General features: G+C 67.4%; 22 protein-coding genes. 14 read left to right on the top strand and 8 right to left on the bottom strand.

Annotated features, from left to right (window positions below; all coding sequences use genetic code 11):
• Window positions 1-54: 54 nt before the first annotated feature.
• From AC6LJ9_RS01655 to AC6LJ9_RS01610, 10 genes are all read left to right on the top strand, one after another.
• Window positions 55-1,785: a proline--tRNA ligase gene (locus AC6LJ9_RS01655; protein WP_212312392.1), complete on the top strand. Its 1,731-nt coding sequence runs from the start codon at window positions 55-57 to the stop codon at window positions 1,783-1,785.
• A 57-nt stretch (window positions 1,786-1,842) separates the two neighbouring features.
• Window positions 1,843-2,265, top strand: coding sequence for a tol-pal system-associated acyl-CoA thioesterase (ybgC, locus tag AC6LJ9_RS01650; RefSeq protein ID WP_103272453.1), 423 nt, complete (start codon window positions 1,843-1,845; stop codon window positions 2,263-2,265).
• Window positions 2,266-2,267: 2 nt separating this feature from the next.
• The gene (tolQ, locus tag AC6LJ9_RS01645; protein WP_103272452.1) at window positions 2,268-2,951 is read left to right on the top strand and encodes a protein TolQ; all 684 of its coding nucleotides are present in this window, start codon (window positions 2,268-2,270) and stop codon (window positions 2,949-2,951) included.
• Entirely contained in the window at window positions 2,951-3,409 is a 459-nt protein-coding gene (locus AC6LJ9_RS01640; RefSeq protein WP_006388741.1) for an ExbD/TolR family protein, read from the top strand. The genes tolQ and AC6LJ9_RS01640 overlap by 1 nt, the downstream gene beginning before the upstream one ends.
• Before the next feature lie 39 nt (window positions 3,410-3,448).
• Window positions 3,449-4,537, top strand: coding sequence for a cell envelope integrity protein TolA (gene tolA, locus AC6LJ9_RS01635; RefSeq protein ID WP_498146223.1), 1,089 nt, complete (start codon window positions 3,449-3,451; stop codon window positions 4,535-4,537).
• 20 nt (window positions 4,538-4,557) lie between these two features.
• Window positions 4,558-5,877, top strand: coding sequence for a Tol-Pal system beta propeller repeat protein TolB (gene tolB, locus AC6LJ9_RS01630; RefSeq protein ID WP_392409354.1), 1,320 nt, complete (start codon window positions 4,558-4,560; stop codon window positions 5,875-5,877).
• A 31-nt stretch (window positions 5,878-5,908) separates the two neighbouring features.
• Complete coding sequence (gene pal / locus AC6LJ9_RS01625) at window positions 5,909-6,406, top strand: peptidoglycan-associated lipoprotein Pal (protein ID WP_212312389.1); 498 nt, start codon at window positions 5,909-5,911, stop codon at window positions 6,404-6,406.
• A gap of 85 nt (window positions 6,407-6,491) precedes the next feature.
• The gene (gene ybgF, locus AC6LJ9_RS01620) at window positions 6,492-7,181 is read left to right on the top strand and encodes a tol-pal system protein YbgF (RefSeq protein WP_212312388.1); all 690 of its coding nucleotides are present in this window, start codon (window positions 6,492-6,494) and stop codon (window positions 7,179-7,181) included.
• Window positions 7,181-8,224 carry a FecCD family ABC transporter permease gene (locus AC6LJ9_RS01615; protein ID WP_498146222.1) on the top strand — a complete coding sequence of 348 codons (1,044 nt, stop codon included), beginning with the start codon at window positions 7,181-7,183 and terminating at the stop codon, window positions 8,222-8,224. The genes ybgF and AC6LJ9_RS01615 overlap by 1 nt, the downstream gene beginning before the upstream one ends.
• A complete protein-coding gene (locus AC6LJ9_RS01610; protein ID WP_498146221.1) occupies window positions 8,221-9,027 on the top strand; it encodes an ABC transporter ATP-binding protein in 807 nt (268 codons plus the stop codon). Before AC6LJ9_RS01615 ends, AC6LJ9_RS01610 begins: the two co-directional genes overlap by 4 nt.
• A 28-nt stretch (window positions 9,028-9,055) precedes the next feature.
• Here AC6LJ9_RS01610 and AC6LJ9_RS01605 read toward each other — a convergent pair whose 3' ends face one another.
• Window positions 9,056-9,553 (bottom strand): YbaK/EbsC family protein, encoded by a 498-nt coding sequence (locus AC6LJ9_RS01605; protein ID WP_498146220.1) that lies wholly within the window; start codon window positions 9,551-9,553, stop codon window positions 9,056-9,058.
• Between the two features lie 165 nt (window positions 9,554-9,718).
• Between AC6LJ9_RS01605 and AC6LJ9_RS01600 the strand changes: the two genes are divergently transcribed.
• Window positions 9,719-10,534: an alpha/beta fold hydrolase gene (locus AC6LJ9_RS01600; protein WP_498146219.1), complete on the top strand. Its 816-nt coding sequence runs from the start codon at window positions 9,719-9,721 to the stop codon at window positions 10,532-10,534.
• A gap of 39 nt (window positions 10,535-10,573) precedes the next feature.
• Here AC6LJ9_RS01600 and AC6LJ9_RS01595 read toward each other — a convergent pair whose 3' ends face one another.
• Window positions 10,574-11,044, bottom strand: a complete 471-nt coding sequence (locus tag AC6LJ9_RS01595) for an Lrp/AsnC family transcriptional regulator (protein WP_498146218.1) — start codon at window positions 11,042-11,044, stop codon at window positions 10,574-10,576.
• Between the two features lie 294 nt (window positions 11,045-11,338).
• Between AC6LJ9_RS01595 and AC6LJ9_RS01590 the strand changes: the two genes are divergently transcribed.
• A complete protein-coding gene (locus AC6LJ9_RS01590) occupies window positions 11,339-12,238 on the top strand; it encodes a DMT family transporter (protein ID WP_498146217.1) in 900 nt (299 codons plus the stop codon).
• A gap of 16 nt (window positions 12,239-12,254) precedes the next feature.
• Here AC6LJ9_RS01590 and fusA read toward each other — a convergent pair whose 3' ends face one another.
• The 4 genes from fusA to AC6LJ9_RS01570 all read right to left on the bottom strand — a co-directional run bounded on the left by fusA (window position 12,255) and on the right by AC6LJ9_RS01570 (window position 16,987).
• Window positions 12,255-14,366 carry an elongation factor G gene (fusA, locus tag AC6LJ9_RS01585; RefSeq protein ID WP_498146216.1) on the bottom strand — a complete coding sequence of 704 codons (2,112 nt, stop codon included), beginning with the start codon at window positions 14,364-14,366 and terminating at the stop codon, window positions 12,255-12,257.
• Between the two features lie 277 nt (window positions 14,367-14,643).
• The gene (locus tag AC6LJ9_RS01580) at window positions 14,644-15,108 is read right to left on the bottom strand and encodes a universal stress protein (protein WP_103272441.1); all 465 of its coding nucleotides are present in this window, start codon (window positions 15,106-15,108) and stop codon (window positions 14,644-14,646) included.
• Window positions 15,109-15,198: 90 nt separating this feature from the next.
• On the bottom strand, window positions 15,199-15,543 hold the full coding sequence (locus AC6LJ9_RS01575; protein WP_498146215.1) for a protein tyrosine phosphatase family protein: 345 nt from the start codon (window positions 15,541-15,543) through the stop codon (window positions 15,199-15,201).
• A gap of 10 nt (window positions 15,544-15,553) precedes the next feature.
• Complete coding sequence (locus AC6LJ9_RS01570) at window positions 15,554-16,987, bottom strand: aminotransferase-like domain-containing protein (RefSeq protein ID WP_498146234.1); 1,434 nt, start codon at window positions 16,985-16,987, stop codon at window positions 15,554-15,556.
• A gap of 220 nt (window positions 16,988-17,207) precedes the next feature.
• Here AC6LJ9_RS01570 and AC6LJ9_RS01565 point away from each other — a divergent pair, with 220 nt between their 5' ends.
• Complete coding sequence (locus tag AC6LJ9_RS01565; RefSeq protein WP_498146214.1) at window positions 17,208-17,852, top strand: LysE family translocator; 645 nt, start codon at window positions 17,208-17,210, stop codon at window positions 17,850-17,852.
• A gap of 6 nt (window positions 17,853-17,858) precedes the next feature.
• On the opposite strand, the gene AC6LJ9_RS01560 is transcribed toward AC6LJ9_RS01565, so the two are convergent.
• Window positions 17,859-18,554 (bottom strand): LrgB family protein, encoded by a 696-nt coding sequence (locus AC6LJ9_RS01560; RefSeq protein WP_498146213.1) that lies wholly within the window; start codon window positions 18,552-18,554, stop codon window positions 17,859-17,861.
• Complete coding sequence (locus AC6LJ9_RS01555; protein WP_498146212.1) at window positions 18,544-18,948, bottom strand: CidA/LrgA family protein; 405 nt, start codon at window positions 18,946-18,948, stop codon at window positions 18,544-18,546. Before AC6LJ9_RS01555 ends, AC6LJ9_RS01560 begins: the two co-directional genes overlap by 11 nt.
• A gap of 93 nt (window positions 18,949-19,041) precedes the next feature.
• On the opposite strand from AC6LJ9_RS01555, the gene AC6LJ9_RS01550 reads away from it, so the two are divergent.
• Entirely contained in the window at window positions 19,042-19,929 is an 888-nt protein-coding gene (locus tag AC6LJ9_RS01550) for a LysR family transcriptional regulator (protein WP_498146211.1), read from the top strand.
• The last annotated feature ends 53 nt before the right edge of the window (window positions 19,930-19,982 follow it).

Raw genomic sequence — 19,982 nt, 5'->3', positions numbered from 1 at the left:
ACCGAATTCAATACAATTACAGTCGATTATACGTATCTGCAGCCACCTTTAACCATGCGCGCATCTACCTACCACCTCAATACCCTCAAAGAAGCCCCCTCCGAAGCCGAAGTCGCCAGCCATCAGCTGATGACGCGGGCCGGCATGATCCGCAAGCTGGCCGGAGGCATCTACACCTACATGCCCCTGGGGCTGAAGGTCATCCGCAAGATCGAGGCCATCGTCCGTGACGAGATGAACGCCGCCGGCGCCCTGGAGCTGCTGATGCCGGTGGTCCAGCCGGCCGAACTCTGGCAGGAATCGGGCCGCTGGGAGCAGTACGGCGCCGAACTGCTGCGCATCAAGGACCGCCACCAGCGCGATTTCGTGCTGCAGCCCACGTCCGAGGAAGTCATCACCGACATCGCGCGCAACGAGATCCACAGCTACCGCCAGCTGCCGGTGAACTTCTATCACATCCAGACCAAGTTCCGGGACGAGCGCCGTCCCCGCTTCGGCCTGATGCGCGGCCGCGAATTCACCATGAAGGACGCCTACTCCTTCGACCGCGACGAAGCCGGCGCCCAGCGCAGCTACGACACGATGTACGCCGCCTACATGCGCATCTTCAGCCGCCTGGGCCTGGAGTTCCGCGCCGTGGCGGCCGATACCGGCTCCATCGGCGGCACCCGCAGTCATGAATTCCAGGTCATCGCCGAAACCGGCGAGGACCTGCTGGTCTACAACAGCGACTCCGAATACGCGGCCAACATCGAGCTGGCCGAGGCGCCCAACCTGTACCCGGTGCGCGGCGAGGCCCGCCAGCCCATGGCAGAAGTGGCCACCCCCGGCGCGGCCAAGTGCGAGGACGTGGCCAAGCTGCTCGGCATCCCGCTGGAACAGACCGTCAAATCCATCGTCCTGGCCACCGAAGGCGACAAGGGCCAGGTCCAGATCTGGCTGCTGATGCTGCGCGGCGACCACGAGCTGAACGAGATCAAGGCCGGCAAGCTGCCCGGCCTGGCGGGCTTCCGCTTCGCCACCGAAAGCGAGATCGTCGAGCATTTCGGCTGCAAGCCCGGCTATCTGGGCCCGGTCGGCACCGCCAAGCCGGTCCGCGTCGTGGCCGACCGCACGGTCGCCCACATGGCGGATTTCGTCTGCGGCGCCAACAAGGAAGACTTCCATATCCAGGGCGTGAACTGGGGCCGCGACCTGCCCGAGCCCGAGCAGGTCGCCGACCTGCGCAACGTGGTCGCCGGCGACCCCTCGCCGGACGGCAAGGGCACGCTTTCCATCATGCGCGGCATCGAAGTCGGACACGTCTTCTATCTGGGCAAGAAGTACTCCGAGGCCCTCAAGGCCACGTTCCTGGACGAGACCGGCAAGCCCGCCACGCTGGAAATGGGCTGCTACGGCATCGGCGTGACCCGCATCGTGGGCGCCGCCATCGAACAGAACCACGACGCCCGCGGCATCATCTGGCCGCGCGCCATCGCCCCCTTCGAAGTGGTGATCTGCCCGGTTGGCTGGGGTAAAAGTGAAACGGTGCGTGACACCGCCCAGAAGCTCTACGAATCGCTGCTGGCGCGCGGCGTGGACGTCATCCTGGACGACCGCGACGCCCGTCCCGGCGTCATGTTCGCCGAGTGGGAACTGATCGGTGCGCCGCTGCGCGTAACAGTTGGAGAACGCGGCCTGAACGACGGTGTGGTGGAATTGCAGGCCCGTCGGGAAACCGAAGCGGTCAAGATTCCGGTACAGTCCGCGCTTGAGCAAGTGCTGGCAAAGCTGGACACGCTCTAACCCTATAGCTACTACGGACTTTTCGCGTCCCGAATACGCAACGCCCATATCAGCATCGTGACCGATCCGAAGTCCCCAGAATCCCTCTTCCAGGTCCGCGTCTACTACGAAGACACGGACGCTGGAGGAGTGGTTTTCTACGCCAACTACTTGAAATTCCTCGAACGCGCCCGCACCGAGTGGCTGCGCGATCTGGGAATCAACCAGTCCGGCCTGGCCGTATCAGAGCAGCGGCTGTTCGTCGTCAAGGCGCTGGACATGGCCTACCGCAAGCCGGCCCGGCTGGATGACTTGCTTACCATACGCAGCCGAGTCACACGACTGGGCCGAGCTTCGATACACTTCGCGCAGCGCGCGGAACGCGACGGGGAACTGCTTGCCGAAGGCAACATCCAAGTCTGCTGTGTCGACGCCGTTCAAATGCGGCCGGCGGAACTGCCGGCCGACCTACGCGCCAAACTGGGATCAATTCAGGAATAACCATGCAAGCCACCAACGACATGTCGTTGCTTTCGCTGATTTCGCACGCCAGCGTGCCGGTCCAGCTGATCATGCTGATGCTCCTGGGCATCTCGATCATGTCCTGGACCTACATCTTCGCCAAGCGCCTGGCCATCAAGCGCGCCGACTCCCAGACTCGCCGCTTCGAGGATGACTTCTGGTCGGGCGGCGACCTGTCCATGCTGCAGCAGGCCGTGGCCTCGCGCCGCGACGAACAAGGCGCCCTGGCCCGCATTTTCGACGCCGGCATGACCGAATTCCTGAAGGCTCGCCGCGGCGGCGGTTCCGGCGGCGACGCCACCGCCCTGCTGGACGGCCCGCGCCGCGCCATGCGCGCCGCCTACCAGCGCGAAATGGACTCGCTGGAATCGCACCTGAACTTCCTGGCCTCGGCTGGCTCGGTGTCGCCGTACATCGGCCTGCTCGGCACGGTCTGGGGCATCATGCACGCCTTCATCGGCCTGTCGAACATGCAGCAGGCCACGCTGGCCTCGGTCGCGCCCGGCATCGCCGAAGCGCTGATCGCCACCGCCATCGGCCTGTTCGCGGCCATCCCGGCCGTGGTCGCCTATAACCGCTTCACCAATGACATCGACCGTCTGTCGATCCGCTTCGACAGCTTCGTCGACGAGTTCCTGAACATTCTGCAACGGCAGGTGCGCTAATGCCCTCGGTAAGCTCGCGCGGCAGGTCCGGCCGCCGCATGAAGGCCGACATCAACGTGGTGCCCTACATCGACGTGATGCTGGTGCTGCTGGTCATCTTCATGGTGACCGCGCCCCTGATCACGCCGGGCCTGATCCAGCTGCCGTCGGTCGGCGCCGCCTCCGACGTGCCGGTCAAGCCGCTGGAAGTGCAGATCTCCGAAGACGGCAAGATCGCGCTGCGCATGCGCGAGCCCGGCGCGACGATGCAGGACATCGCCCGCCCCGAGCTGGTGGCGCAGGTGCGTTCGCGCATCACCGCGGAAACCCCGGTGGTCATCGCCGCCGACGGCAAGGTGCCCTACGAGACGGTCGTGAAGGTCATGGACGAGCTGCGCACCAACGGCATCACCCGCCTGGGCCTGCTGGTGGACCAGTCCGCCGGCGGCAACCAGCCCGCTCCCGCGAAGAAACGCTAACGCGACGCTCTCCCGCCGGCTCGCCGGCACGCAACGCCCATGACGCCACCCATCATTCGACACCGCAGCGGCCCCCCGGCCACGCCGCCCAACAATGACAACCGGAAAGCCTTGCTTCTGGCCTTGTTGGTGCACGCGCTGCTGCTGGCCGTGTTGATCTTCAACCTGAACTGGCGCACGGAAACGCCCGGCCCGGTGGAAGTGCAGCTCTGGGCGAACGGCAATTCGCCCGTTTCGCCGCCGCCCACGCCCGAGCCGCCCAAACCCCAGCCGCAGCCCAAGCCGCAACCGGAACCCGAGCCACAGAAGCAGCCGGATCCTCCCCCGCCTCCGCCCGAGCCCAAGGTCCAGCCGCCCAAGTCGGAAGTCGACCCCGAGATCGCGCTGCAGCAAGCCAAGAAGAAGCGCGAGGAAGAGGAAAAGGCGCGCGAAGCCGCCGAGGCCGCCAAGGAAAAGGCGCGCCTGGAGGAAGAGCGCAAGCAGGCCGAGCTGAAGGAAAAGAAGCGCCTGGAGCAGGAACGCCAGGCCGCTGACAAGGCTGCCGCCGAGAAGGCCGCCGCGGAAAAAGCCGCGGCCGAGAAGGTCGCCGCCGAGAAGAAGGCCAAGGAAGACGCCGCCAAGAAGGCCGCCGCCGACAAGGCTGCTGCCGAGAAGGCGGCCGCCGAAAAGGCAGCGGCTGAAAAGGTCGCTGCCGAAAAGGCCGCCGCCGAGAAGAAGGCCAAGGAAGAGGCCGCCAAGAAGGCCGCCGCCGACAAGGCCCTCAAGGACGCTTTCCGCAACGACGCGCTCGGCGCGGCAGGCATCCCGGGCGGCACCGCCGACCGCAACCAGACCGGCGGATCCGGCGGCCGCGACGCGGGCTACGGCGCCAAGGTCCGTGCCTGCGTGCAGCCGGGCGTCGCTTATCCGACGCCTCCCCGCAGCGGCGCGGAGAACCCCACGGCCGAATACCAAGTAAAGTTGAATACTTCTGACGGCAAGGTCACCGCAGTTACGATTACCCGCTCTTCGGGCATCCCGGCGTTCGACCGCGCGATCGAAGCCGGCATCCGCCGCTGCAACCCCTTCCCGAAACCTTCGAATGGCCGCTACGAACCGAGTATCTACGGTGAGTACAGCATGTACTAATAGACAGGAGATTGCTGATCATGACTCCCGCCCATAGCCGAAGCGCCCCCCTCCTTGCGTTCTGGCGAACGTACGGACTGGCGCTGCTGCTGGCGTTCGCCAGCCTGCTGGCCGTCCGGCCTGCCCACGCGCAACTGCGCGTCGACATTTCCGGCACCGGCGCCACCCAATACCCGGTGGCCATCGCCGATTTCGCCGTGGACGATGCCCACGGCCGCGCCCTGGCCGAGGTGATCCGCGCCGACCTGACCCGCACGGGCCAGTTCCGCCTGATCAGCGCCGCCGGCGCCGGCCTGAACGTCGATTCGGCCATCTCGCACGACGACTGGCGCTCGAAGGGCGCCGACTTCCTGGCCTATGGCAGCATCGTGCGCGGCGCCGACGGCCGCTACGACGTGCGCTACCGCCTGGCCGACACGGTCAAGAAGGGTCAGCTGGACGGCGTGGCGTTCTCGGGCACCGAGCAGGAACTGCGCCGCGTCGCCCACCAGATCGCCGACCGCATCTACGAAAAGATCACCGGCGTTCGCGGCGTGTTCTCCACCCGCATCGCCTATGTGCTCAAGCAGGGCCCGACCTACGAACTGCAGGTCGCCGACGCCGACGGCCAGAATCCCCAGGTCGCGCTGCGCTCGCGCGAGCCGATCATCTCGCCCTCCTGGTCGCCCGATGGTTCGAAGCTGGCCTATGTGAGCTTCGAATCCGGCAAGCCGGTCGTGTACGTGCACACCCTGGCCACCAGCGCCCGCGTGCCCGTGGCCAACTTCAAGGGCAACAACAGCGCCCCGGGCTGGTCGCCCGATGGCACCCAGCTGGCCGTGGCGCTGACGCGCGACGGGTTGTCGCAAATTTACATCGTCAGCGCGGCCGGCGGCTCGAATATGCGCCGAGTTACGCGTTCTCCCGGGATTGACACCGAGCCGAGCTTTACGCCAGACGGCCGTTCCATTATCTTTACCAGTGACCGCAGCGGCGGGCCGCAAATCTATCAGACCGGCCTGGACGGTGGCGATGCTCGCCGCCTCACGTTTAATGGTGGTTACAACATCTCACCCCGAATTTCCCCCGATGGATCGACGTTGCTGTACGTTGCAAGACGCGACGGCGCGTTTCGAATCGCCTCGTTGAACCTGTCCTCAGGCTCCGAATCCTTGCTGACTGATGGTCGTGACGATCAGTCTCCGAGCTTCGCGCCGAATGGCATGCAAGTCCTCTACGCCGCCGTGCAGAACGGCCGTAGCGTGCTTGCGGGTGTGTCGAGCGATGGCCGCGTACGGCAGACGCTTTCGGTACTGAATGGGGAAATACGTGAACCGACTTGGGGCCCATTTACCCGATAACACGTGTGACTCTCTTTGCAAAGGAACTATCATGAAGTCGCGCATTGCCAAAAGCCTAACCATCGCCGCTCTGGCCGCCACCCTGGCAGCTTGCAGCTCCGTCCCTCTCGACGATAAAGCGGGTCAGGGCGGAGGCGCTGGCCAAGGACAGGCCTCTGGCCAGATCCTTGATCCCTTCAACCCCCAAAGCATCCTGGCGCAACAGCGCTCGGTATACTTTGACTTCGACAGCTACTCGGTGTCGGACCAGTACCGCAGCCTGGTGGAAACCCATGCCCGTTACCTGGCCTCGCACCAGCAGCAACGCATCAAGATCGAAGGCAACACCGACGAGCGCGGCGGCGCCGAATACAACCTGGCCCTGGGTCAGCGCCGCGCTGACGCGGTTCGTCGCATGATGACCCTGCTGGGCGTCAGCGACAACCAGATCGAAACCATCAGCTTCGGCAAGGAAAAGCCGAAGTCGAGTGGCACGTCGGAAGCCGACTTCGCGGAAAACCGCCGCGCCGATATCGTTTATCAGCGCTAAGCTTTTCGTATAGTCGATTGCCCCACGACGCGTCGGGACGGTCAGCCGGCCGTCCCGGCGTTTCTTTTTTCACCCGGGAATTTTCATGCGCGATAACGTTCTGTCCCTGCGTCCCCTGATTGCCTCCGCCGGTCTGGCGCTGGCCGCCCTGGCCGCTCCCGTCCAGGCTTTCGCCGACGACGAGGCCCGCCGGGCCATCCTAGACTTGCGCCAGCAGGTGCAACAGCAGAACGAACAGAACCAGCGCGCCCGGCTGCAACTGGCCGACCAGATCCAGGCCTTGCAGCAGGAAGTCGCCCAATTGCGCGACCAACTCGAACTCGTATCCCGCCAGCAGCCCGGCGCCAAGGGCGGCGGCGCGGCCGGCAGCGCCAACCCGCCTGGCGCGAATGCCGGCGATCCGCAGGAACAGGCCGCCTATGACGGCGCGATCGACCTGTTCCGCAAGGGCCAGTACAAGGAAGCCTCGGAATCCTTCGCCGCCTTCACCGCGCTCTATCCGGCCAGCCAGCTCGCTCCGAGCGCCCAGTTCTACCTGGGCAGCAGCCGCTACGCGCTGAAGGACTTCAAGGGCGCGATCGAGCAGCTCACCAGCATGGTCCAGAAGGCCCCCGACAACGCGCGCGCCCCCGATGCCCTGCTCGTCATCGCCGGCAGCCAGATCGAACTGAACAACCGCGCCGGCGCCAAGACGACGCTGCAGCGCATCGTCCGCGACTATCCCAGCGCGCCCGCCGCCGGCACGGCCAAGAGCCGTCTCCAACTGCTGCAGTAATGGCGGCAGCCGCGTCCGCGGTCACCGCCTATCGGCACATCCTGCGCCGCCGGGCAGGGCTCATCGCCCTGCTGCTGGCGGCGATTTTCATTGCGCTGCTGGCTGACTTCACGACAGGGCCTTCCGCCCTGTCCTGGAGCGAACTGTGGCGCGCGCTGAGCGCGCCCGCCGCAGCCGATCCCAGCACCCGCGTCATCGTCTGGGACATCCGCCTGCCGCAGGCCTTGATGGCCGCGCTGGTTGGCGCCGCGCTGGGCCTGGCCGGCGCCGAGATGCAGACCATCCTCAACAACCCACTGGCCAGCCCGTTCACGCTGGGCGTGTCTTCGGCGGCCGCCTTCGGCGCCTCGCTGGCCATCGTGCTCAACCTGGGCCTGCCCGGCGTGCCCGCGGGTTGGCTGATTGCCGGCAACGCCTTCCTGTTCGCCGCGCTGGCGGCGCTGGCGCTGGACGCCGCGGCGCGCTGGGCGGGCATGAACACCCAGGGCGTGGTGCTGTTCGGCATCGCCATGGTGTTCAGCTTCAACGCGCTGGTGTCGCTGGTGCAATTCGTCGCCAGCGCCGAAGCGCTGCAGAACCTCGTGTTCTGGACCATGGGCAGCCTGTCACACTCCAGCTGGGCGTCCGCCGGCGCGTTGGCCGTGGCCTTGGCGCTGGCCCTGCCGCTGGCCTTACGCCAGTCCTGGAAGCTGACCGCGCTGCGACTGGGCGAAGAACGCGCCGCCAGCTTCGGCGTGGACGTGCGACGTGTGCGAGTGGCGGCGCTGGCGCGCGTCAGCCTGCTGTCGGCGCTGTCCGTGGCTTTCGTCGGCACCATCGGCTTCATCGGCCTGGTGGCGCCCCACATCGCCCGCCGGCTGTTCGGCGAGGACCATCGCTATTATCTGCCCGGCAGCGCCCTGATCGGCGCCACCATCCTGTCGCTCGCCTCGCTGGCGTCCAAGAACCTGATGCCCGGCGTGATCATCCCGGTAGGCATCGTGACCTCGCTGGTCGGCATCCCCTTCTTCGTGTCGGTGGTCATGCGCCGCCGTCAGCCATGACCCAGGCCCCCTCTCCTCCTGCCATGCTGGAAGTGGAGGGCCTGGCTGCCGGTTACGGCCGCCAGGAAGTGCTGCACGGACTGACCCTGCCGCCAATGGCCGCCGGCGAGATCACCGCGCTGCTGGGCCCGAACGGCAGCGGCAAATCCACGCTGCTCAAGACGCTGGCCGGCCTGCTGCGCGCCCGCGCGGGCAGCGCCCGCCTGGACGGCTGCGACCTCGCCGCAGCCAGTCCCGCAGACCGTGCGCGCCATGTCGTCTATCTGCCCCAGGGCCTGCCCGCCGAAGTGCATCTGCGGGTGTTCGAATCCGTGCTGGTGGCGTCCCGCGCCAGCGACGGACTGGCGCCCTCGGCCAGTCCCGCCGAGATCGAGACGCTGCTGGAGCGCCTAGGCATCGCCCCCCTGGCCCTGCACTATCTGGACGCGCTCTCGGGCGGGCAGAAGCAGCTGGTGGGCCTGGCCCAGGCCTTGATCCGCCGTCCGCGCGTGCTGCTGCTGGACGAGCCGCTGTCGGCGCTGGACCTGAACTACCAGTTCCACGTCATGCAATTGCTGCGGCAGGAGACGCGGCAGCACGGACTGATCAGCGTCATCGTGCTGCACGACCTGAACGCGGCCCTGCAGCATGCCGATCAGGCGGTGCTGATCCACCAGGGCCGGCTGGCGGGCGCCGGCGCGCCCGCGGATGTGATCACGCCGCAGGCGCTGGCCGCCGTCTATGGGGTGCAGGGACGCGTGGAAAGCTGCAGCCGGGGCCTGCGCCAGGTGCTGATCGACGGGCTGTTGGCGCATCCGCACTGACAGCCCGGCCGCGCGGCGGCCAGCGGGGTCAGGCGCGCTGCGCCACGTCCGCGACCGGCGCGCCGGTCATGTCGGCCAGTTGTCGCGGCGTCAGGTTGAACACCGCGTGCGGATGCCCGGCGGCGGCCCACAAGCTGTCGTACTGGAACAGGTCCTGATCCAGCAGCATCACCGGCTTGACCGCGTGGCCGATCGGGCAGACGCCGCCGATGGCGTAGCCCGTCATGTCCCGCACGAACTTGGCGTCGGCCTTGGCCAGTGCGCCCACCTGCGCCGACACCTTGGCCTCGTCCACCCGGTTGGTGCCGCTGGCGATTACCAGCACGGGCGCGTTGTCGGCGGCGCGGCGGAAGATGATCGACTTGGCGATCTGCGCCACCTCGCAGCCCAGGCCCGCCGCCGCTTCCGCCGAGGTCTTGCCGGTCTGCGGCAGGACTACCACGGGCTTGTCGTGGCCCAGCTCCAGCAGGAGGCGGGCGACACGTTGGACGGATTCGGGCAAGGCGGCAAGGGACTCCGGGGACATCGGGACAGCTCCGATCAAATGAGTGTTCGCAAAAACCCGCCGGACGACGGGCGATCCGCAATTAGCATATCAGCAGTTCACGGAGCAGCCGTTCCGGCCTCGGCGCCTCAAAGGGCGCGGCGCATCGGGCTAGAATGCGACCCTGGCCCTCCCAACCCTGCACCAATGCGTTCCGAACCCGTCCTGCCCCAGCAGACCGCCATCATCGGCGGCTATGCCATGTCCTACACCGAATATGGCAGCGGCGACCCGCTAGTGCTGGTGCACGGTTCGCTGTCGGACAGCCGCTACTGGAAATCGCAGATGGGCCCGCTAGGCCGCAACCGCCGGGTGCTGGCTGTCTGCCTGCGCCGGTACTGGCCGGAAGCCTGGAACGGCGAAGGCGGCGGCTTCTCGGTCGCGCAGCATGCCGAGGACGTGCTTGAGTTCATCGACCAGGTGGCCGGCGGACGCGCCGATCTCGTCGGCCATTCGCGCGGCGGCCGCGTCGCGCTGGAAGTCGCGCTGCGGCGGCCCGACGCCCTGCGCAGCCTGACGCTGGCCGATCCCGGCCTGCCGCTGCCCGGCGAAGACGATCTGCGCGGCAGCTTCCGCCAGGAGGCGCTCGCGCTGATCCGGCAAGGCGAGGTGGACACCGGCCTGGCGCTGTTCGTGGACACGGTGACCGGCCCCAACACCTGGCAGCGCATGGTGCCCTGGTTCAAGGAAATGGTGCGCGACAACGTCGGCACCCTGTTCGGACAGGTCGACGAGAAACCACCCGTCCTGACCGCCGCACAGATCGGCAGCCTGGCCTTGCCCGCCCTGCTGATCGGCGGCGCCCTCAGCCCGCAACCCTATCCCGCCGTGCTGGATGCGCTGTCGCGCTGGCTGCCACAGGCTCGGCGCATCGATATCGCCGGTTCTTCGCATGGCATGAACCTGGGCAATCCGCGGGCCTTCAACGGCGCGATCGACGAGTTCCTGAACGGACTGGGCTGAACCGTCCCGGCTCCGCGCCGGGCGCGCCCGACGCGCGCGTCACGGCTCGACCGACGGCGTGTGCTTGAGCCGCCGCAGCACGAACGTGGAACGGCTGTGCCGCACGCCCTTGAGCGTGTACAGGCGCTTGCGCAGGAATTCCTCGTAGCCCTCGGTGCCCGCGACCGCGACCTTGATCAGATAGTCGTATTCGCCCGTGACCAGGAAAGCCTCGACCACCTCCGGCAGGCGGGTGATCTCTTCGCCAAAGCGCGCCAGCGTGTCATCGTCGTGATGTTCCAGCGTCACCTCGATCATGACGGTATCCGGCAGGCCCAGCGCCTTCTGGTTCAGCAGCGCCGCATAGCCCTCGATCACGCCCGCCTCTTCCAGCGCCCTGACGCGATTCCAGCAAGGCGTGGGCGACAGCCCGACCTGCTCGGCCAGTTTCAAGTTGGTCAGCCGGCCGTCGGCGCGCAGCGCGCGCAGGATCTTGCGGTCGGTTTCATCGATTTTGGGTGGCGTGGACACGCGGGGCGCTCCTGCTTTAGAGAATATCCCTTCAAAACCGAATTCTAGAGGATATTAATTTTCCTTATCCGCCAGATCAGGCGTGAATACGGAAACCTATTTTGCGAATCTGCCGATAGACTCTCTAGCAAGACGGGCACTACCCCGCCTGTCCGATCCGGCGCCCGAGCGGCGGCACAACCCCGCCCGGACACCGGCGATTCATCGCAGCAAGCCGCGCGCCGACCCGCGCGGCCGGACATCATGCCTCACACCGCAGCACCCGCAGCACGCCCCGGCCTTGCCGGCACGGCCATGCTTTTCAGCGCCCCCGCGCTTTTCGCCTCCAACATGGTGGCGGCCCGATGGGCCCACGACGCCGCCCTTCCCCCCGTTTTCCTGGCCTTCGGCCGCTGGCTGATCGCACTGCTGATCCTGCTGCCGATCACCGCGCCCGCGCTGTACCGGCACCGCCAGGCGCTGCGCCGCGGCCTGCCCTCGCTGCTGCCCCTGGCGGTGCTGGGCATGGGCGTGGCGGTGGCGCCGCAATACATCGGCGCCCAGAACACCAGCGCCACGAACATCGCGCTGATCTTCTCGTGCAGCCCCATCCTGGTATCGCTGCTGGAAGCGCTGATCTGGCGCAAGCCCCTGCCGGCCACGCGCGTGGCCGGCCTGTTGCTGGCGCTGGGCGGCGTGCTGACGGTGCTGTCGCGCGGCGACGCCGATGTGCTGGCGCGGCTGGCCTTCGGCCAGGGCGATCTGTGGGTGCTGCTGGCCGCCACCGGCTGGGCCTTCTACACGGTGCTGCAAAAGCGCCTGCCCCAGCCCGCGGTGCCTGCCAGCGCCAAGCTGGCCGTGATGATGGCCGCCGGCGCGCTGGCGCTGGCGCCCTTCGCCGCCGTTGAAACGCTGACCGGCGCCGCGCCGGCCTGGAGCGATCCGCGCCTGGCCGCCACGCTGCTGTTCCTGGCCGTCGTGCCCAGCCTGGGCGCGTACTACGTGTACGGCCGGCTGATCAGCCAGGCCGGCCCGGCCACGGCGGGGCTGTCGATGTTCCTGGTGCCGGTCTACGCGGCGCTGCTGGCCTGGCCGCTGCTGGACGAAGCGCCGCAGCTGTTCCACGCCTACGGCTTCGTGATGATCCTGCTGGGGGTGCGCCTGGCATCGCTGCGCGGGCGCGGCCGGACGGCAACCGCCGCCGCCCCGGCCTGATCCGCCCGCGACGCGATCAGCGGCCGCCGCCCTTGGCCGCGATGACTTCCTGCATCACCTGGCGCGGCGCCTCGGCGTAGTGCTTGAACTCCATGGTGTAGGTGGCCCGTCCCTGCGTCAGCGAACGCAGGGACGTGGAGTAGCCGAACATCTCGGCCAGCGGCACCTCGGCCCGCACCAGCTTGCCGCCACCGCCCGCGATGTCTTCCATGCCCTGCACCATGCCCCGACGCGAGGACAGGTCGCCCATGACGTTGCCGGTGAAGTCCTCCGGCGTTTCCACCTCGACCTGCATCATCGGCTCCAGCAGCACCGGATCGGCGCGCCGCATGCCTTCCTTGAACGCCATGGACGCGGCCATGCGGAAGGCGTTTTCATTCGAGTCCACGTCGTGGTATGAGCCGAAGAACAGCGTCGCCTTCACGTCCACCACCGGATAACCCGCCAGCACGCCGGCGTTGAGCGATTCGCGGATGCCCTTGTCCACCGCGGGGATGAATTCGCGCGGCACCACGCCGCCCTTGATCGCGTCAACGAACTCGTAGCCCTTGCCCGGTTCCTGCGGCTCCAGTTTCAGCACCACATGACCATACTGGCCACGGCCGCCCGACTGCTTGACGAACTTGCCCTCGACCTCGTCGCAGGTCTTGCGGATGGTCTCGCGATAGGCCACCTGCGGCTTGCCCACGGTCGCCTCCACGCCGAACTCGCGCTTCATCCGGTCCACCAGGATCTCCAGGTGCAGCTCGCCCATGCCGGAGATGATCGTCTGCCCCGACTCTTCGTCGGTGCGCACGCGGAACGACGGATCCTCCTGCGCCAGCCGGCCCAGCGCGATGCCCATCTTTTCCTGGTCGGCCTTGGTCTTGGGCTCCACCGCCTGCGAGATCACGGGCTCGGGGAACACCATACGTTCCAGGATGATGACGTGCGCCGGATCGCTGAGCGTATCGCCGGTGGTGACGTCCTTCACCCCCACCGCCGCCGCGATGTCGCCGGCATAGACCTCGGTGATCTCGCGCCGCTCGTTGGCGTGCATCTGCAGGATGCGGCCCAGCCGCTCCTTCTTTTCCTTGCCGGGGATGTAGACGGAATCGCCCGACTTCACCACGCCGGAATACGCGCGGAAGAACACCAGCTGGCCGACGAAGGGATCGGTCATGATCTTGAAGGCCAGGGCCGAGAACGGTTCCTTGTCGGTCGGATGGCGCTCGATCTCGCGGTCGCGCTCGTCGTGGCCCTTGATCGCCGGCACGTCCACCGGCGACGGCAGGTAGTCAATCACCGCGTCCAGCATGGCCTGCACGCCCTTGTTCTTGAAGGCGCTGCCACACAGCATGGGCACGATCTCGTTGGCCACGGTGCGGGCGCGCAGGCCCTGCTTGATTTCCTCTTCGGTCAGCGCCTCGCCGGACAGGTATTTCTCCAGCAGCGTCTCGTTGGCCTCGGCCGCCTTCTCGACCATCTTCTCGCGCCAGGCATCGGCCTCGGCCTGCATGTTCGCCGGAATGTCGCGGTACTCGAAGCGCACGCCCTGGCTGGCATCATCCCAGATGATGGCCTTCATCTTGACCAGGTCGATGACGCCCTCGAAGTGATCCTCGGCCCCCACGGGCAGCTGGATCGGCACGGCGTCGCCCTTCAGGCGCTCGACGATCTGGCGCTGCACGCGCAGGAAATCCGCGCCCACGCGGTCCATCTTGTTGACGAAGGCCAGGCGCGGCACCTTGTACTTGTTGGCCTGGCGCCAGACTGTCTCGGACTGCGGCTGCACGCCGCCGACGGAGTCATACACCATGACGGCGCCGTCCAGCACGCGCATGGAGCGCTCGACCTCGATGGTGAAGTCCACGTGTCCCGGTGTGTCGATGATGTTGATGCGGTGCTCGGGATAGTTGCCAGCCATGCCCTTCCAGAACGCGGTGGTGGCAGCCGACGTGATCGTGATGCCACGCTCCTGCTCCTGCTCCATCCAGTCCATCACGGCGGCGCCGTCGTGCACCTCGCCGATCTTGTGAGTGATGCCGGTGTAGAAGAGGATGCGCTCGGTGGTGGTCGTCTTGCCCGCGTCGATATGGGCGCTGATGCCGATATTGCGGTAAAGCTCGATGCGCGTCTTGCGAGTCATGGCCTCTTCCCTTGCTGAATGCAGATGGGCGAAGACGGCAAGCCCGACCGGGCGTTGCCGCGGCGGGCGCGTAGCCGCGGCCAGATGCGTTGCGTACCGCGCGCCCGCACTTGCATCGCCAATATTACGCGCGGCGCGTCAGGCCGCAAGAGGGAAATCAACGGGAACGCTGCACGGAGCGGACGAAACGCGCGGCCAAGCAAAAGCCCCTCCGGTGGGAGGGGCTTGATGCCCGCGCGGGCTGCGCACTGACGGACGGCTGAAGCCACCCGCGCGCTTACTTCTTGTCTTCCTTGACGCGATACACCAGCACGGCGGTGCTGGCCAGCGACAGCACCTTGGCGGTGACGCTGCCCAGCAGCAGGCGCGACAGGCCGCTGCGGCCGTGGCTGCCGATGAAGATCAGGTCGCAACCCTGGTCAGCGGCGGCCTGGACGATGCCGTCGGCCACGTTGAAGTTGGACACGGCGCGCGACTCGGACTTCACGCCGGCGGTGTCGGCGCGATCGGTGATCTGCTTCAGGTACTTGTCGGCCTGCTCGGCCGAGGCCTTCTCGTAGTCTTCGTCGGTGATGGCATAGGCGGCCGCCATGCCGTCAAAGCCGATGGTGGCCGCGAAGGGCTGGGTCACGTACAGGGCAACGACTTCGGCGCCCACGGAGCGCGCGAACGAAATACCCGCGTTGGCGGCCTGCGCGGACAGCGGCGAACCGTCGGTGGGAATCAGGATCTTCTTGAACATCTTGCCTGCTCCTGGTTTGAGGACAGTCTCCATGCTACCGGAAAAACCCGCCAGGTTCGCATCAAGCGAACCTGGCGCCCTTGACGCCGATCAAGCCAGCTGCTGGGCGGCGGCGTAAAGATTGGTGCACCGGGTGCCCGTGCGGCAGTAGGCCAGCACCGGGCCGGGCAAGGTATGCAGCAGCTCGGCGAAACGCTGCACGTCGGCAATCGTCATGGCGCTGCCGACGACCGGCTGGTATTCGATCTGCAGGCCGGCGGCCTGGGCGGCCTTGGACACGTCCGCGGCCGTGGGCTGGTCGGGACCGCCCTCGAAATCCGGACGGTTGATGATGACGCTCTTGTAGCCGGCGGCGGCCACGTCGGCCATGTCGTCGGGGCCCAGCTGCGGCGCGACGGCGAAGTTCTCGGTAAGGGGCTTGATCGGTGCGGACATGGCGGTTCCTTCAGGTGGAGTGCTGCCCATTATTATTGCAGGAGAGGCCGGGCGTGAAGAGTTTTTCCAGCTTGGCCCAGATGTCATTGTGGTCCACCATCGTGACGGAAAAACGCACCATGGCGGACGGCGCCTGCGACGGCGAGAACAGCGTGCCCGGCGCCAGCAGCAGGCCCTGGTCGGCCGCCTCGCGCGCCAGCACCTCGCTGTCGCGTCCGCAGTCGGCCCACACGAACATGCCGGCATGCGGTTCGCGCGGCACGGTCAGACCCAACGCCGTCAGCCCTTGCACGCAGCGCCGGCGGGCCTCGTCGACCCGGGCGCGGACGCGCTCGGCGTGGCGGCGGTATTGGCCTTCCATCAGCACGCGGTGGATGACCCTCTCGCCCAGCTCCGGCGAGGTCAACCCGGCCAGCATCTTCAGGTCCGCCAGCTTCTGCAGGATGTCGGGGTGCGCCGCCACGTAGCCCACCCGCAGGCTGGCGGCCAGCATCTTGGAATAGCCGCTCACCAGGATCACGCGCCGCAGCCGGTCCAGCACGGCCAGCTTCATGGCGCCGCCCGGATGCAGATCGCCGTAGGTATCGTCCTCGACCACCAGGAAATCATGGCGTTCGGCGATTCGCAGGATGTCGTAGGCGATGCCGGCCGACAGCGTATGGCCCGTGGGATTGTGGACCGCGCTGTTGATGATGAAAAGCTTGGGCTTGTGCTCGGCGGCCAGCTGTTCCAGCAGCGCCGTGTCCGGACCGTCCGGTCCGCGCGGCACGCCGATCAGCCGGGCGCCAAACGCCGCCAAGCGGCCAAAAATCAGGAACCACGCGGGATCCTCGACCAGCACCGTATCGCCGGGCTTGACCAGGTGCCGCGCGATCAGGTCCAGCGCGTGCGTGACGCCGTTGGTTGTCAGCAGATTGCGTTCGGGATGGGCGGGCACGCCCTCGCTCTGCAGCGATGCGGCGATCTGCTGGCGCAGCGGCAGGAAGCCCTGCGGGTGGCCGTAGGACACGAGCTGGCCGCGCACCGACCGGCCCACCGCGCGCACGGCGCCCGCCACCATTTCGGGATCCAGCCAGTCCGGCGGCAGCAGGCCGGCGCCGCCCGGCATGCCGTGGGCGGACGTCTCGCGGAACATGCTGCGCAGCAGCCAGGCCACGTCCACCCTGGCCGGCGCGGCCAGGGTATTGGCAGGCGCGGGCGCGACGGCGGCCAGGGAGCCGCTGCGGGCGCGCACGAAAAAGCCCGCCCCGCGCCGCGACTGCACCAGCCCGCGAGCGACCAACCGGTCGTATGCTTCCACCACGGTGAAGCGGCTGACGCCGGATTGCTCGGCCATCTTGCGGATGGATGGCAGGCGGGTGCCGGGGCGCAGGCCCTGTTCGTCGATACGGCGGGCCAAGCCCTCGGCCAACTGCGCCACCAACGTGGCATCGGCCTGGCGCACGGGCTGCCAGGGCAGGGTTGAAGACGTGGCGGGAGCGACTGTCATGGGATTACCACCAGGCCAGTTGATAAAGTGAGTTGCCAAAGTGTACCGGTACTGTACCGATAACTATGCGTAGAGTGACAGCAATGCCGCCGACCCGCAAGTGCGCGTCCGGCAGCTCGCCCCATCGCACAGACATTTCCGTAAGCGAATGCCGGGCACCCATAAGGACCGCAACATGAGTTTGATCCCCGCCAGCTGGGCCGACGTGCCCCTCACCTCCCTGTCGCTGCTCGGCCCGTTGGCCCTGTTCGCGCTGGTCAGCTCGATCACGCCCGGGCCCAACAACGTGATGCTGGCCACGTCCGGGCTGAATTTCGGCTTCCGGCGCACCATTCCGCACCTGCTCGGCGTGAGCATCGGCTTCACGCTGATGGTGTTCCTGGTCGGCATCGGCCTGGGCTCGGTGTTCCAGCAGGTCCCTTCGCTGTACACCGTGCTGAAGTACGCCGGCGCGGCCTATCTGCTGTACCTGGCCTGGAAGATCGCCAATGCCGGCGAGATGAAGGACGGCGTCAGCCGCGCCAGGCCCGTGACCTTCCTGCAGGCCGCCGCGTTCCAGTGGGTCAATCCCAAGGCCTGGGTCATGGCGGTGGGCATCATCGCGACCTACACGCCGCAGGCCAGCTTCTTCGCCAATCTGGTCATCGCCACCGTGGTCTGCGGGCTGGTCAACCTGCCCAGCGTCGGCGTCTGGGTCACCTTCGGCACCGCGCTGCGCCGCGTCTTGCACAAGCCCGCCGCGATCCGCGCCTTCAACGTCGGCATGGCGCTGCTGCTGGTGGCCTCGCTGTATCCAATCGCGCTGGACCTGCTGCGCTGAAACCCGTCAATGGGCCAGCAGGCCGGCCACCACGGCCGGCGTGACCAGCACGTTGAACAGGCCCGCCATCACCATCACCAGGCCCGCGACCGCGCCCTCCTCGGCCGCCAGCTCACGGGCCTTCGCGGTTCCCGCCCCGTGCGCGCCCATGCCGAACAACGCGCCGCGCGCCAGCGAGGAGCGCAGCGGCAGCCAGCCGCGCACCAGCTGCCCGATCGCCGCGCCGGCCACGCCGGTCACGATCACGAACACGGCGGTCAGATCCGGCACGCCGCCCACATGCGATGACACCGTCATCGCGAACGGCGTGGCGACCGAGCGCGGCAGCAGGCTCAGCCGCAGATCCGCCGGCAAATCCAGCATGCCGCCCAGCAGCCAGGCGCTGACGCCGGCGATGATGCTGCCCACAGCCACCCCGGCGGTCAGCACCGGCCAGTAACGGCGGATCAGCGCGCGCTGCTGGTACAGCGGCAGGGCAAAGGCCACGATCACCGGACCGAGCATGGCGGTGAGCCAATGCGATCCCGCCATGTATTCCCGATATCCCGTGTGCAGCGCCAAGGCCAGTGCCAGCAGCAGCGCCGGCGCCAGCACCAGCGCCGACGTCCACCAGCGCGCATGGCGCCGGTACGACAGCCGCGCGCAGACATAGGCCAGCACCGTGGCCGCCGGCCAGAACAGCAGATGGAATTCAGGATGCATGGCGGTTCATCCAGCGATGGCACAGCTCGATGGTGATCGCCGTGCCCGCCATGACCAGGGCGGTGCCCAGCACGATCACCAGCAACAGCTTCAGGCCCAGCATGCCGATGAATTCGCGGTGATCCAGCAGCGACATCACCGCCGGCACGAAGAACAGCAGCATCTCGCCCAGCAGCAGGCTGGCGCCGCGCTGCAGGTTGCTGGCGCGCAGCAGGCGCGACGCCAGCAAGGCCAGCACCAGGCCCAGACCGATGACGCCGCCGGGCAGCGGCAGGCCGGACCAGCCGGCCAGCGCCTGGCCAAGCAGGGAAAACAGGATCAAAAGCCCGATTTGCAGCAGGCGGCTGCGGCGCAGGGCGATGCGCGCGTATAGAAGACGACGGGACAAGAACATATGAGGATTCCTACGGCCCTTTCGTTTTACGCCCGCCGGACACATAGATAAAATGAATTCGATGAATTCATAGAATTCTATTTAGGAATACCCATGGAATTGCGCCCCTTGCGCGCCCTGGTCGAGGTTGTCCGCCAGGGCGGCTTTTCCCAGGCCGCCAAGACCATCCACGCCACGCAACCCACGGTCAGCAAGGCGATCAAGCAGCTGGAAGACGAGCTTGGCATGCCCTTGCTGGACCGCCAGGTCTACCCGCCCCGGCTGACCGAGGCCGGCGAAATCGTCTATCGACGCGCCTTGTCGATGTTGGCGGAACGCGACGATCTGCGCGCCGAGCTGGATGCGCTGCGCGGCCTGCAGCGCGGCGTGCTGCGCCTGGGCCTGCCCCGGCTGGGCAGCAGCTCGCTGTTCGCGCCCTTGTTCGCGCGCTTTCGCAGCCGCTATCCGCGCATCGAAATCAGCCTGGTGGAACACGGCAGCCGGCGGCTGGAAGAGATGGTGATGGCGGGCGAGATCGAACTGGCCGCCACGCTGCGCCCGGTGCCCGACAACTTCGACTGGCAGCCGGTGGCGCGCGAACCGCTGATCGCGCTGATGCCGGCCGATCATCCGCGCGCCCGCGCGGCCGCGGTCGGCCTCGTCGAGCTGCGCGATACGCCCTTCATCCTGTTCGAGACGGGTTTCGCGTTGAACCGCATCATCCAGGATGCCTGCCAGCGCGCGGGCTTCACGCCCACCGTCGCGGCGCGCAGCGGGCAGACCGACTTCATCGTCGCCCTGGTCGCCGCCGGCCTGGGCGTGGCCTTCCTGCCACGCATCAAGGCCCACGAGGAAACCCACGCCGGCGTCAGCCGCGTGCCGTTGCACGATCCCGGCACCGATTGGGAAATGGTGCAGGTCTGGCGCCGCGGCGGCTATCTGTCGCACGCGGCGCAGGCCTGGCTGGCGCTGACGCGCGATCCGCGTCCAATCACGCAGTAGGCAAGTACATTTGGACACCAGGCGCGCGCCGAGTCCGTGCGCGCACGGGGTAT

The organism is Achromobacter sp. 1011811831 (genome assembly GCF_059760905.1).
Note: the sequence above shows the minus strand (reverse complement) of the source record. Positions and strands in the feature narration are given on the sequence as shown.